The following is a 13176-nucleotide window of genomic DNA, read 5'->3' on the forward strand; positions in this document are numbered from 1 at the left end:
CGCTCACCCTATGTGCGGCCCGGCTCAGAATCCGGTGACGCCTTCGCCGCCACCGGCCTGTTCGTCGAAGTTCTCCTGCTCGAGCAGGTGCAGGACGGGCACACCGATCTTGCGGCGCGCACGGGACGTCCAGTCGACGTGGAAGAACTCGGCGACCAGGTGGGGGCGGGTCAGCACGATCACCTCGCGGGCATCGACCGCGCTCACCTTGGACGCCAACGCGTCCACCGGGGGTTCGGAGGTCACCTCGCCCACAGCCTGGCCGCCCGCCGCGTGGATCGCCTGGAGGGTGAGGGCCAGGTCGCGGTGCGAGCGCTCTCGGCACTCCTCGCGCACCGCGTCGAGATCGACGTCGCTCATCACCATCGCTGGCGCGGCCATCACGTCGCCTGCCCCCAGGGTGCCCAGCGACGCCTCGATGCGGGCTGAGGCGTCCTCGATGGGGAGGAGCACGTGGTAGACGACCGTGTCGGAGATGTCCTCGTGCAGCGACCGGACCTGCGTCGCGTCACCCGCTGACATCGCTGCCTCGACGAGAAGCACGACGTCGTACGTCCCGGCGCCGTCGTGGATGTTGTCAGTCAAACTCATTCGCCCCTTTGTTGGTTGTCGGCCCCGCTCAGGACTCTAGCGAGGTCGTAGGTCACTGGCTCCTCCAGTTGGTCATACCCGCAGGACTCCGGATCGCGGTCGTCGCGCCAGCGCTTGAAGTGTGCGGTGTGACGGAAGCGCCGACCCTCCATGTGGTCGTACTTCACCTCCAGCACCCGCTCGGGGCGCAGCGGGGTGAAGCCGAGGTCCTTGCCGGCACTCCAGCGGCTCTGGGTCCCAGGGATCCGATCGGGGTTGGCGGTCAGGAACTCCTGCCACTTGCCCCAGGGGTGGTCCTCGATCGGGCAGACGAGCATTTGCAGCTCCTCGATGAGCTCGGCCCGTCGGGCGGCCGTGAAGCTCGCGCTGACGCCGATGTGCTGCAGCTCGCCATCGGCGTACAACCCGAGGAGGAGGCTGCCGAGCAGCGGCTTCTCGGGCGTGGACGTCTTGTGCTCCCGATATCCCGCGACGACCACGTCTGCCGTGCGCTCGTGCTTGATCTTCAGCATCGTGCGGGCGTTGGGCTCGTATGCCGCAGCGACCGGCTTCGCCATGACGCCGTCCAGCCCAGCGCCCTCGAAGTCGTCGAACCACTCCTCGGCCTCGGCGACGTCCAGGGTGGTGCGGGTGAGGAAACAGGGCCCGGTCAGGCCGACCAGGGCGTCGGCCATCGCCGCGCGGCGCTCGTGGAAGGGCCGGCCGAGGTAGGACTCGTCGCCCAGAGCGAGGAGGTCGAAGGCGACGAAACCGGCCGGGGTCTTCTCCGCCAGCATCGTGACGCGGCTCTGCGCCGGGTGGATGCGCTCCTGGAGGACCTCGAACTCGAGGCGCTCGCCGATCGCCACGAAGAGCTCGCCGTCCAGCACGATCCGCTCGGGCAGCTGTTCCTTGATCGCGGCCACGACCTCCGGGAAGTAGCGCGTCAGTGGCTTGGTGTTGCGGCTCGTCAGCTCAACCTCGTCGCCGTCGCGGAAGACCAGACAGCGGAAACCGTCCCACTTCGGCTCGAACGAGTAGCCGCCGCCCGCAGGCACGGTCTTGACCGACTTCGCGAGCATCGGCTGGACGGGTGGCATCACTGGCAGGTCCACACCGTTGACCCTCGTCCTGAGACGGGGCTCTAGGCTTGTGCGCACATTCCCCGGTTGGTCTGCCGGCAGGGCCCGCCTGACTTTGAATCAGGATTAGCGACGATGGTTCGACTCCATCCCGGGGAGCAAGTTCACCAAGCGGGGCCGAAGTAACGCCCGTCTGCCCCTAGCACATCTGGGCCGATGGTGCTTGACTTTGCCAAAATTCGAGCACTCGGCTCGGAATTCCGGGAGGAAAACGTGAGAACAACTTCTGTGCGCCGTCGATTTGTCGGCGCGGGCTTCGTCACCATCACCATGGTGACCGGCATCGTGGTCGCCGCACCCACAGCCAGCGGCGACGACATCAACGAAACCAGGGGGCTGCGCAACGCCGTCACCCTGGAGGGCGTTCGCGAGCACCAACAGGCGCTCCAGACCATCGCCGACAACAACGGCGGCAACCGTTTCGCTGGCACATCCGGCTACGACGCGTCCGCCGACTACGTGGTGGGCAAGCTGCAGGCGGCCGGCTACACCGTCACCCGCGATCCCTTCACGTTCGACTACAGCGCGGACCGGACTCCACCTGCCTTCGAGCAGATCAGCCCAACGGCCGTGACCTACACGCCTGATGTCCAGTTCTCGTCGTTCACGTTCTCGCCCAGCGGCGACGTGACCGCGCCGCTCACGGCTGTGGACTTGGTGATCCCCGCTACGGGACCGGCCAACACCAGCACCAGCGGCTGTCAGGCCACTGACTTCGCCGGCTTCCCCGCCGGGACGATTGCACTGATCCAGCGGGGCACCTGTCCGTTCGGGACCAAGGCGGCCAACGCGGCGGCCGCGGGTGCTTCCGCGGTCGTCATCTTCAACGAGGGTCAGGCCGGACGGACGGCGACGATCGCGGGCACCCTCGGCGGGAAGCAGTCCCACAGCGCGCCCGTGATCGGGACGAGCTTCGCGATCGGTGACGACCTCAGCAACGGGGTGCTCAACGGTCCGACCGGCAGCACCGTGCGCGTCAGGGTCGACCGGCTCAACGAGACCCGCACCACCCAGAACATCATCGCGGAGACCGCCGCCGGTGACCCCAACAACGTCGTGGTCGTCGGAGCGCACCTCGACAGCGTGTCCAGTGGACCGGGGATCAACGACAACGGCTCCGGCTCGGCCGGCATCCTGGAGATCGCCGAACAGTTCGCCGCTCGAGGCATTGTGCCGCGCAACAAGGTGCGCTTCATCTGGTTCGGAGCAGAGGAGCTGGGACTGCTGGGCTCAACCTCGTATGTCAGCAGGCTCTCTCCTGCCCAGCTCGCGCAGATCAGGCTCAACCTGAACTTCGACATGATCGGGTCGCCGAACTTCGTGCGCTTCGTCTACGACGGCGACAACTCCAAGTTCCCTGTCGGTCCTGGCTCGGCTGACGGACCGCAAGGCTCGGGCGAGATCGAGCGGGTCTTCCACGACTACTTCGCCTCCCAGGGCCTTGCGTCGTCGGAGACCGCGTTCAGCGGACGGTCCGACTACGGTCCGTTCATCGCGAAGGGCATCCCGGCCGGTGGCCTGTTCACCGGCGCCGAGGGAGTCAAGTCGGCCCAGGAAGCGGCGATCTACGGCGGGACGGCAGGCATGGCCTACGACCCGTGCTACCACCTCGCCTGCGACAACTACGCCAACAACTCCGACACCGGCCTGGACCAGATGGTCGACGCTGCCGCCCAGGCAACGCTGATCTTCGCCAAGCGCAACTACGCGAAGAGCCCGCTCGTCGACCCCGCTGGGCCGGTGAGCGGCTCGACCAGCACCCCTGGTGGTGGTGGTCTGCACGACGACCACGACCACGAGGAGCTCGAGAGCTGACCGAGTCTCGGTCATTGAACGAGGTCGTCGGCCGGACTCACCTGTCCGGCCGACGACCTCGAACGATGGTGGGTCGAGGCCCGGTAGCCGCTACTCGTCGCCCGTCAACGCGAACGATCGCAGCCGGTCGCCGGCGAACCAGACCCCACCGACCGTGACGACGAGGCTGGCGATCAGCGCCCACGGCAGGTTGGCCGGGTCGTCGAGCAGCGACGAGACCTCATGGCCGACGCGGATGCCCCACTGCCCGACGCTGAGCCACGCCACACCGCTGAGGAAGCCGCCGGCGAGGCCTTCCCAGATCAGCACGAAGATCAGGCCGGCCACCACGGCGTGGCGGGTGAAGGCGGACAGGGCGAGGAAGAGCGCCGAGTAGGTCGTCCCGGCCACCAGGGAGGCGATCCACCAGCCGAGAGCCTGATCCCCGCCGCCGGCGATGAGGCTGGCCACGAGCACGCCCAGCGAGCCCACCACCAGCGTCGCCGCCCAGGCGACCAGCCACTTGGACACGGCGATGGCATGGCGGCTGACCGGCTTGGACAGCAGGTAGACGATCGACCCGTCGTCGACCTCCGGACCCAGCACCGATGAGGCCGCAAGGATCGCCACCAGCGGCAGCACCAGGGGATAGCCGAGGAACGAGACCATCGGCCACGCCGCCTCGCTGTCGGACGACAGGGAGCTGATCAGCACCGTCAGTCCGATCAGTGCGAGCGGCAGGCCCAGCAGCAGCCAGAAGCGCCGTCGACCCAGCAGTGCCTGCAACGCGAGCTTGACGATCGTGGCGTTCATCCAGGCACCTTCATCGGTCGACCAAGTAGGCAAAGACGCTCTCCAGCGACTCGTCGCTGGGGGAGAGCTCGAACAGCGACAGGTCGTGGCTGCGTGTCAGCGCGGGAAGCTCGGTGGCGAACGTCCCGAGGTCGTTCACCCGCACCTCCAGGCCCCCACGGGGATCCAGGCTGACGGCCTGCACGGAGGGACGCGCCACGAGTACGGCGGCGAGTGCTCGGTCGTCGCTCGACGTGATCGAGTAGCGGACCGGCCGATCGGTCATCAGCTTCCGAATCGCACCGAAGTCACCGGAGGCCGCATGCCGACCCGAGACGACCACCTCGATGTGGCGTGCCAGCCGCTCGACCTCCTCGAGGATGTGGGAGCTGAAGAGCACGGTGCGGCCCTCCTCGCCCAGCTGGCGGAGCAGCTCCATCAGGTGCATCCGCTGTCGCGGGTCGACACCGTTGAAGGGCTCGTCGAGCAGCAGCACGGCGGGGTCGTGGACGAGAGCGGCCGCGATCTTGACCCGTTGCCGCATGCCCTTGGAGTAGGTGTCGAGCCGCCGCGCTGCCGGCTCGACCATGTCGACGACGCCGAGGATCCGCTCGGTGGCTGCTGCCGCGTCGGGCAGTCGGTGCAGGTCGGCGTTGGCCCGGACGAACTGCCGTCCGGTGAGGTAGCCGAAGCTCAGCTCGCGCTCCGGCACCAAGCCGATCAGCTTGTAGGCGTCCGTGTGCCGCCAGACGGGCTCGCCGTCCAGGGTCACGGTCCCCGAAGAAGGCGGCAGGAAGCCGGCCATCATCGCCATCAGGGTGGTCTTGCCGGCACCGTTGGGCCCGAGGAGCCCGGTGACACCCGGCCCGATGGTCATGACGACGTCGTTGACTGCCACGACGTTGCCGAACCAGCGCGACACCTTGTCCAGGACGATCGTGCTCATCTCGAGCCCACCTTCACGAAGCGGCGTACGAGCAGGGCCAGGCAGGCGGCACACACGACGAGCGCCGTGCCGAGGTAGGCCAACGGCCACGCGCCGCTGAGCTCGATGGTGGAGGTGCCACCCGCGTCCCACGCCTCGGCCAGGCCGTTGTGGGTGGCCCACGGGGAGAAGAGGCCGGCGATCTCCCCGACCTTCTCGATCCCCTCGAAGGCGGCGATCTCCTGCACGATCAGCACCACCCCGGCGACCACGATGAGCGCGACGATCGAGGCCACCACCGCGAATCCTCGCCGGAGCGCCACCGAGGAGATGAGTCCGGCAATGCCGGCGAGGAGCGCGGCAAGCAGGAGCTGCAGTGCGACCGACCGGAGGAAGACGGGCGTCTCCTCGCCCGTGTCGAGACCGGCCAGCAACCCGCCGACGTACAACAGGAACGTCGGCAGGAGGGTGAAGACGAGGATCGCGGTCGCCAGGGAGGCCCACCGGGTCAGTGCGAACAGGGCCGGCGGCAGGGGCCGGGCGAGGTAGAGCACGATCGATCGATGGCGCAGGTCCCGGGAGAAGAGAACCGGCGCCTGCGCTGCGGCGAAGAGCGTCACCAGCATCTGGATCTGGTTGAGGTAGGCGGCGTACGAGAGGGGCAGGCTGTCCAACCCGATCATCGTCACGACGCCCACGACGATGACTGAAGGAACGACGGCCAGGCCGAGGAGCAGGAACGGCAGCACCTTGGACCGGCCCGAGCGGCCGAGCCCGAAGGCGTGTCGCAGGCCGGTGACGTAGAGGGTCAACGCGAGCGAGCCCATGCCTTCACGCGGCCCGTCGTAGCCGCGGTAGCCGATGTCGTGGATGACGCCGGTGCGCTCAGCCATGAAGGACTCCGTCGGTGAGGAACACGTCTTCGAGGTGCGCCTGGTCTGGCTGGATCCGGACCAGGCCGAGGCCCAGGTCGGCGGCCGTGTCGCGCACGAGCGCGTGGAGGGAGAGGTGCTGGGGCGGGGGGTCGACGGCGACGAGCTGACCCCGCGGACGACAGCTCAGCCCCGTCCTGGCCAGCGCCTCACCGAAGGCGTCGCGCTCGGCGTCCCCGCCCAGCACCTCGACCAGCAGTCCGCCGGTGTGCTCGGTGAAGTCGGACGTGGCGGAGGAGCGGAGCAGCTTCCCACCGTCAAGGACGATGACGTGGTCGCTCACCTTCTCGAGCTCGCCGAGCAGGTGCGAGGTGACGAGCACCGCAATGCCGAAGTCACGGCCGATCCGCTGCACGAGCTGCAGCATGTCGATGCGCGCCGCGGGGTCGAGGCCGTTGGTGGGCTCGTCGAGGAACACCAGGCTCGGGTCGTGCACGAGTGCCTGGGCGAGCTTGGCGCGCTGCTTCATGCCGGTGGAGTAGCCGCCCATCTGGCGGTAGCGCTCCTCGTCCAGCCCGACGTGCCGCAAGGTGTCGGCAGCGCGCTCGCGGGCGGCGGTCGCGGGGAGGCCCGACATCCGAGCCATGTGCACCACGAAGTCGCTGGCGCTGACATCGGGCGGCAGGCAGTCGTGCTCGGGCATGTAGCCGACGAGGCGACGGATCTCCGCACTCTCGGTCGCGATGTCGTGCCCGAGGACCTGCGCGGTCCCGCTCGTGGGCTCCAGCAGGCCGAGCAGGATCTTGATCAGCGTCGACTTGCCCGCGCCGTTGGCGCCGACGAGCCCGGTCACACCGTCGCCGACGGAGATGTCGAGAGCGGTCAGCGCCTCGACCGTACCGAAGCGCATGGTGATGCCGCTGGTGTCGATCACGCGTCCCTCGGTCCCTGTCACGGGGATGACGCTAACGGTCCGAGGTGTCCCCGCCCATCGGGGATCCCCCCGGCTCGCACCTGACAGACTGCCGCCATGGACAACCTCACCGTGATCGTGCTCGCCGCGGGCGGCGGCACCCGCATGAAGTCGAAGACGATGAAGGTGCTGCACCCCGTCTGTGGCCTGTCGATGATCGGCCACGTCCTGCGGGCCGTGCAGGCGGTGGAGCCGTCACGGATCGTGGCGGTCGTGGGGCACCAGCGCGAACAGGTCGGCGCGCACATCACCGACCTGCTGCCCGACGTGCTCCTCGCCGTCCAGGAGACCCAGGAGGGGACCGCCCATGCGGTGCGCGTCGCCGTCGAGGCGGCGGGGACGACCACGGGGACGGTCGTCGTCACGGCCGGTGACACCCCCATGTTGCAGGGGGAGAGCCTGCGCGCGTTCGTGGCGGAGCACGAGGCGGCTCAGCGGGCCGTCTCGATCCTCAGCGGTGACGTCGCCAAGCCCTTCGGCTACGGCCGCATCCTCCGCAACGCCGAGGGCGACGTCGAGGCGATCGTGGAGGAGAAGGACGCGACGCCGGAGCAGCGGGAGATCAGCGAGATCAGCTCGGGGATCTTCGCCTTCGACGCGGAGTTCCTCGTCGACGCGCTGCCCCGCATCTCCAACGACAACGCCAACGGGGAGTACTACCTGCCCGACACCGTCCACCTCGCCCGCGACGCCGGGCTGACGGTGGGCGCCCACCTCATCGACGACGTCACCCAGACCGAGGGTGCCAACGACCGCGCCCAGCTCGCCGAGCTCGGCCGCAAGATGAACCAGCGCATCGTCACCGGGTGGATGAAGGAGGGCGTCACGGTCATGGACCCGGCGACCACCTGGATCGAGGCCGACGTGGTGCTCGAGCGCGACGTGACGATCCTGCCCGGGACCCAGCTCCTCGGCGCGACCCTGGTGCGTGAGGACGCCGTGGTCGGCCCGGACACCACGCTCAAGGACTGCGAGATCGGCGTCGAGGCACGCGTCGTACGCACGCACGGCGAGCTCGCCGTCGTGGGGGACGGCGCCACCGTGGGGCCGTTCGCCTACCTGCGCCCGGGCACCCAGCTCGGCGCGAAGGGCAAGATCGGCACCTTCGTCGAGACCAAGAACGCCCAGATCGGCGACGGCGCCAAGGTCCCGCACCTGTCCTACGTGGGCGACGCCGACATCGGCGAGGGCACCAACATCGGTGCCGGCACGATCTTCGCCAACTACGACGGGGTCAACAAGCACCGCACCGTCGTCGGCCGCCACGCGAAGACCGGCTCCAACAACACCTTCGTCGCGCCCGTGAGCATCGGCGATGGCGCAGGGACCGCTGGCGGCACGACGGTGCGCCGCGACGTACCCCCCGGTGCCCTTGCCGTGAGCAGCGGACCGCAGCGCAACCTCGAGGGCTGGGCCCAGTCCAAACGCCCCGGCACCGCGCAGGCAGACGCCGCGACACGCGCGGGTGAACAGCAGGTGTCTCACGCAGGCGACCCCGCCGTTAGGGAAGACGGCTCCGGTACGTCAGAATCCTGACGTCGACACCCACCCCTGATCGAGGAGTCGCAGCTCGTGAGCGGAATGAAGAAGACCACCGAGAAGAACCTGATGGTCTTCAGTGGGCGGGCGCACCCCACGCTGGCCAACGAGGTCGTCGAGCTCCTCGACTGCGAGCTCGTCCCGCAGTCCGCCTACGAGTTCGCCAACGGCGAGATCTACGTGCGCTACGAAGAGTCGGTCCGCGGGTGTGACGCCTTCGTGATCCAGAGCCACACCTCGCCGATCAACGAGTGGATCATGGAGCACCTGCTCATGGTCGACGCGCTGAAGCGGGCCAGCGCCAAGCGCATCACCGTGGTCATGCCCTTCTACGGCTACGCCCGCCAGGACAAGAAGCACCGCGGCCGCGAGCCGATCTCGGCCCGGCTCGTCGCGGACCTCTTCAAGACCGCCGGCGCCGACCGGCTCATCACCGTCGACCTGCACGCCGACCAGATCCAGGGCTTCTTCGACGGCCCCGTCGACCACCTGATGGCCCTGCCGATCCTGACCGACTACGTCAAGCAGAAGTACGGCGACCAGCAGCTCGCCGTGGTCTCGCCCGACGCCGGCCGGATCAAGGTCGCCGAGCGCTGGTCGGCGCGCCTGGGCGGCGTACCCCTCGCCTTCATCCACAAGACACGCCGCACGGACGTCGCCAACGAGGTCGTCGCCAACCGGGTCGTCGGAGACGTGGCGGGGCGTATGGCGATCCTCACCGACGACATGATCGACACCGGCGGCACCATCGTGAAGGCCGCGGAGGCATGCGTCGCAGCCGGGGCGGCCGGCGTGATCATCGCGGCCACCCACCCCATCCTCAGCGACCCGGCCGTCGACCGCCTGAAGAACTCCAGCGCGACCGAGATCGTGGTCACCAACACCTTGCCGGTGCCTGACGACAAGCAGTTCGACAAGCTCACGACGCTCTCGATCGCCCCATTGATCGCCCGCGCGATCCGCGAGGTCTTCGAGGACGGCTCGGTCACCAGCATGTTCGACGGCCACGCGTGAACGCGGTGTGAGGACGGCCTGACCCTGCTGTAGCCTCCCTTCGGTGTTGGTCACCGGGGGAACTGCAGCTGTCGAAGCGCGCGATCTGCGCCGTACGTTCAAGACCAAGCAGGGCAGCGTCCTGCGACCGACCCGGTCGACGGTCGAGGCGGTCAAGGGCGTCAGCTTCGAGATCGCCCCGGGCGAGCTGTTCGGACTGCTCGGTCCCAATGGGGCCGGCAAGACGACGACGATCAAGATGCTGATCACGTTGCTGATCCCGACCTCGGGCAGCGCCACGGTGCTCGGGCACGACGTCGTCACCGACGTGCGGGAGGTACGCCGCCGCATCGGCTACGTCTTCGGCGGCGACCGCGGGCTCTACGAGCGACTCAGCGGGCTCGACAACCTGCGCTACTTCTCCGAGCTGTACGGCGTCGCGCCGCGCGAGCAGAAGGCCCGCATCGGGTCGCTGCTCGAGCTGGTCGGGCTGACCGGCCGCGAGGGGGAGAAGGTCGAGGGCTACTCGCGCGGCATGCGCCAGCGGCTCCACATCGCCCGTGGGCTGCTCCACGACCCGGACGTCCTCTTCCTCGACGAGCCGTCGATCGGCATCGACCCGGTCGGCGCGCGCGAGCTGCGGGCGACCATCGCCGGGTTGCGGGAGCAGGGCAAGACCGTGCTGCTGACGACCCACTACATGTTCGAGGCCGACGAGCTGTGCGACCGGATCGCGGTCATCCGGGCGGGCGAGATCGTCGCGGAAGGGACGCCCGCCGAGCTCAAGCGCCTGGTCACGTCCGGACGGGTCCTCGAGGTCGAGACGTACGGCGTCGCCGACGACGTCCTCGCCTCGGTGCGCGGTGTCGCCGGGGTCCGCACGGTCGTGGTCGAGGACCGCGGCCAGGTCCAGGTGCTGGTCGTGGTCGCCGAGCCCGACACCGAGGTGACCCAGTCCGTGCTCGCGCAGATGGGCGACACCCGGGTCGGTCGGGTGAGCCACCGCGACCCGTCCCTGGAGGACGCCTACGTCGAGCTGGTCACGGGAGCCGGCGCGTGAGTCGGCTGCGTCAGCTCTGGGTCTGTTACCGGCTGCAGCTGAAGGTCATGATGTTCTCGCCGTTCGAAGGCTTCCTGGCAGTCGTCTTCCCGCTGATGTTCGCGACCGCGGCGCTCCTGGTCTACCGCGTCAACAACGACCCGGAGGCGATGCTCTTCGCGGGCATCGGCGCGGCGGCCATGGGCATCTTCACCTCGCAGACCACCAGCGCCGCAATGCTCGTCCAGCGAGAGCGACGGGCCGGGACCCTGGAGCTCGTCGTCGCCGCTCCGACCCCGTTCGCCTACGTCCTCCTGCCGAGCACCTTCGCGATGGCCACCCTCGGTCTCTACAGCGTGGTCGCGGTGATCCTGTGGGACTGGTGGCTCTTCGACCTGCCGCTGCAGGTCGAGAACTGGCCGGGTTTCGTGCTGAGCATCCTGATGGCGACGTTCACCATCGCCCTCTTCGGCTTCCTGCTGTCGGTGACCGTGGTGCGCTACCGCACCGCGTGGGCGCTCGGCTCGGCGCTGGAGTACCCCGGCTGGCTGCTGTGCGGCTTCGTCGTCCCCTTGTCGCTGCTGCCGGGCTGGGCGCTGCCTCTGTCGTGGGCGCTCGCGCCGACGTGGGGGGTGGCTGCGATGCGCGCCTCGGCCGCGGGGGAGAGCCCGTGGTTCGAGCTGGCGGTCTGCCTGGGTGTCGGCCTGGCCTACGCCGTTCTGGCGGCGTGGCTCGGCGTACGCCTCATTGACTCCGCCCGTCGCAACGCCACGCTGGCGCTGACGTGAGGGGCCCGCGATGACGAGCGTGCGCATCTTCTTCATCGGTGGCCTGATGAGCTTCCGTGCGCTCTTCAACTGGATGAACCCCTGGATCTTCGTCCCGACCACCCTCCTGGGCCCGATCACGCAGATCCTGCTGTTCGCCTATGTCGGACGTGCGGCGGGCGTGGGTGACGATGAGTTCTTCATCATCGGCAACGCGCTCAACTACGCCGCGATCCCGGGCATGTTCGCTATGACCTTCACCATCGCCGGCGAGCGCTTTGCCCAGACCCTCGGGCTGGTGCTCGTCAGCCCGGCCCGGAGGATCCCGCTCTTCCTGGGACGCGCGCTGCCCGTGATCGTCAACGGCTGGGGCACGGCGATGATCGGCATCGTTTCCGGGGTGTGGCTGCTCGACGCGCACATCCCCGCCGGCTCGTGGCCGCTGATCGCCCTGGTCGTCGCAGTCGGGTGCCTGTCCACCGCAGGCATCGGGTTGGTGATGGGCGCGGTCAATCTCGTCTATCGCGACGGCGCCACCTTGGGCAACGTCGTGTTCCTCGTGCTGCTGATCTTCACCGGCACCAACGTCGCGCTCGACGACCTGCCCAGCTGGATGGCCGCGATCGGGCGCTTCCTGCCGCTCAGCCACGCGATCGAGGCCAGCCGGATGGTCGCCGACGGGGCGACGTGGGGCGCCGTCCAAGGACTCGTCGGGCGGGAGCTGCTGATCGGCCTGGTGTACGCCGTGCTGGGCCTGCTCGCTCTGCGTTGGTTGGAGCACCTCAGCCGCACGCACGCCACCCTCGACCGCGTTTAGTTCGACCCGTCGTGAGCGCCGCGCCGATTCGACCCAGCCGCCAGCGAGGTCTAGTCTTCTCAGGTTGCCTCGGCGAGGGAGCTTCGCACTCCGTGATCGACAGGGCCGGCCATGATCCTCAACGCCGCGCGCCCGCGATCGGGAGCGTGGCGTTCTGCGTCTCCGGGGCCCCCACGATCCGAACGCACTTGGCCGAACGTATGAGGAGTGAACATGTCTGAAGCAGAAAAGATCATCACGGAGAACCGCGCCGAGTTCGGCAAGGGCGCCGCCCGCCGCATCCGTCGCGACAACAAGATCCCGGCGGTCATCTACGGCCACGGCAACAACCCCGTCCACGTGATCCTCCCCGGTCACCAGACGATGATGGCGCTCAAGCACGGTGGCGCCAACGCGTTGCTGGCGCTCGACATCGACGGGTCCGAGCAGCTCGCGATCCCCAAGGACGTCCAGGTCGACCCGATCCGTCGCGTCATCGAGCACATCGACTTCGTCGCGGTCCGTCGCGGCGAGAAGGTGACTGTCGACGTGCCGATCCACGTCGTGGGCGACGCCGCTCCTGACACGCTCGTCGTCAACGAGAACAACGTCGTCTCGGTCGAGGCCGAGGCCACCCACATCCCCGAGTTCTTCGAGGTCTCGGTCGAGGGTCTGCCCGACGGCACCCAGATCCTGGCCAAGGACCTCAACCTGCCCGAGGGCACCACGCTGCTCGCCGACGAGGACCTCCTCATCGTCAACATCACGCAGCAGATCTCCGCCGAGGCCCTCGAGGCCGAGCTGGAAGAGGCCGAGGCCGACCTCGGCATCGAGCACGACCCGTCCGACGCAGAGATCGCCGAGGCCCAGGAAGAGGCCGTCGCGATCGAGGCAGGCGACGACGACGCCGCCAAGGGCGACTCCACGGAGTGATCCACCGCTTCGTTCGCCTGCGCCGCATCGGGATCCCCGGT

At 68.7% G+C, this 13176-nt stretch carries 13 protein-coding genes and 1 tRNA gene; 8 read left to right on the forward strand and 6 right to left on the reverse strand.

The window, feature by feature from the left end; translation table 11 throughout:
• Nucleotides 1–24: 24 nt before the first annotated feature.
• Nucleotides 25–591: a hypothetical protein gene (locus VNJ48_RS11085; protein ID WP_325602036.1), complete on the reverse strand. Its 567-nt coding sequence runs from the start codon at nucleotides 589–591 to the stop codon at nucleotides 25–27.
• The gene (locus VNJ48_RS11090) at nucleotides 588–1685 is read right to left on the reverse strand and encodes an ATP-dependent DNA ligase (protein ID WP_325602038.1); all 1098 of its coding nucleotides are present in this window, start codon (nucleotides 1683–1685) and stop codon (nucleotides 588–590) included. Before VNJ48_RS11090 ends, VNJ48_RS11085 begins: the two co-directional genes overlap by 4 nt.
• 47 nt (nucleotides 1686–1732) lie before the next feature.
• On the opposite strand from VNJ48_RS11090, the gene VNJ48_RS11095 reads away from it, so the two are divergent.
• A tRNA-Gln gene (locus VNJ48_RS11095) sits at nucleotides 1733–1811 on the forward strand.
• Nucleotides 1812–1925: 114 nt separating this feature from the next.
• Entirely contained in the window at nucleotides 1926–3527 is a 1602-nt protein-coding gene (locus VNJ48_RS11100) for a M28 family peptidase (protein WP_325602040.1), read from the forward strand.
• Nucleotides 3528–3617: 90 nt separating this feature from the next.
• Here the strand turns inward: VNJ48_RS11100 and VNJ48_RS11105 are convergent, their stop codons facing one another.
• The 4 genes from VNJ48_RS11105 to VNJ48_RS11120 are packed head-to-tail and all read right to left on the reverse strand — an operon-like array spanning nucleotide 3618 to nucleotide 7050.
• On the reverse strand, nucleotides 3618–4319 hold the full coding sequence (locus VNJ48_RS11105) for an ABC transporter permease (RefSeq protein WP_325602042.1): 702 nt from the start codon (nucleotides 4317–4319) through the stop codon (nucleotides 3618–3620).
• A gap of 10 nt (nucleotides 4320–4329) precedes the next feature.
• On the reverse strand, nucleotides 4330–5244 hold the full coding sequence (locus VNJ48_RS11110; protein WP_325602044.1) for an ABC transporter ATP-binding protein: 915 nt from the start codon (nucleotides 5242–5244) through the stop codon (nucleotides 4330–4332).
• On the reverse strand, nucleotides 5241–6116 hold the full coding sequence (locus tag VNJ48_RS11115; protein WP_325602046.1) for an ABC transporter permease: 876 nt from the start codon (nucleotides 6114–6116) through the stop codon (nucleotides 5241–5243). The genes VNJ48_RS11110 and VNJ48_RS11115 overlap by 4 nt, the downstream gene beginning before the upstream one ends.
• Nucleotides 6109–7050, reverse strand: coding sequence for an ABC transporter ATP-binding protein (locus VNJ48_RS11120; RefSeq protein WP_325602047.1), 942 nt, complete (start codon nucleotides 7048–7050; stop codon nucleotides 6109–6111). Before VNJ48_RS11120 ends, VNJ48_RS11115 begins: the two co-directional genes overlap by 8 nt.
• Before the next feature lie 75 nt (nucleotides 7051–7125).
• Here VNJ48_RS11120 and glmU point away from each other — a divergent pair, with 75 nt between their 5' ends.
• From glmU to VNJ48_RS11150, 6 genes are all read left to right on the forward strand, one after another.
• Complete coding sequence (gene glmU, locus VNJ48_RS11125; RefSeq protein ID WP_325602049.1) at nucleotides 7126–8604, forward strand: bifunctional UDP-N-acetylglucosamine diphosphorylase/glucosamine-1-phosphate N-acetyltransferase GlmU; 1479 nt, start codon at nucleotides 7126–7128, stop codon at nucleotides 8602–8604.
• A gap of 36 nt (nucleotides 8605–8640) precedes the next feature.
• Nucleotides 8641–9621 carry a ribose-phosphate diphosphokinase gene (locus VNJ48_RS11130; RefSeq protein ID WP_414689941.1) on the forward strand — a complete coding sequence of 327 codons (981 nt, stop codon included), beginning with the start codon at nucleotides 8641–8643 and terminating at the stop codon, nucleotides 9619–9621.
• A gap of 43 nt (nucleotides 9622–9664) precedes the next feature.
• Entirely contained in the window at nucleotides 9665–10660 is a 996-nt protein-coding gene (locus VNJ48_RS11135; RefSeq protein WP_325602050.1) for an ABC transporter ATP-binding protein, read from the forward strand.
• A complete protein-coding gene (locus tag VNJ48_RS11140) occupies nucleotides 10657–11427 on the forward strand; it encodes an ABC transporter permease (RefSeq protein WP_325602051.1) in 771 nt (256 codons plus the stop codon). The genes VNJ48_RS11135 and VNJ48_RS11140 overlap by 4 nt, the downstream gene beginning before the upstream one ends.
• Before the next feature lie 10 nt (nucleotides 11428–11437).
• Nucleotides 11438–12223 carry an ABC transporter permease gene (locus tag VNJ48_RS11145; protein WP_325602053.1) on the forward strand — a complete coding sequence of 262 codons (786 nt, stop codon included), beginning with the start codon at nucleotides 11438–11440 and terminating at the stop codon, nucleotides 12221–12223.
• Nucleotides 12224–12436: 213 nt separating this feature from the next.
• Complete coding sequence (locus VNJ48_RS11150; protein ID WP_325602055.1) at nucleotides 12437–13135, forward strand: 50S ribosomal protein L25/general stress protein Ctc; 699 nt, start codon at nucleotides 12437–12439, stop codon at nucleotides 13133–13135.
• The last annotated feature ends 41 nt before the right edge of the window (nucleotides 13136–13176 follow it).

The organism is Nocardioides sp. (genome assembly GCF_035576065.1).
Classification (GTDB): Bacteria; Actinomycetota; Actinomycetes; order Propionibacteriales; family Nocardioidaceae; genus Nocardioides.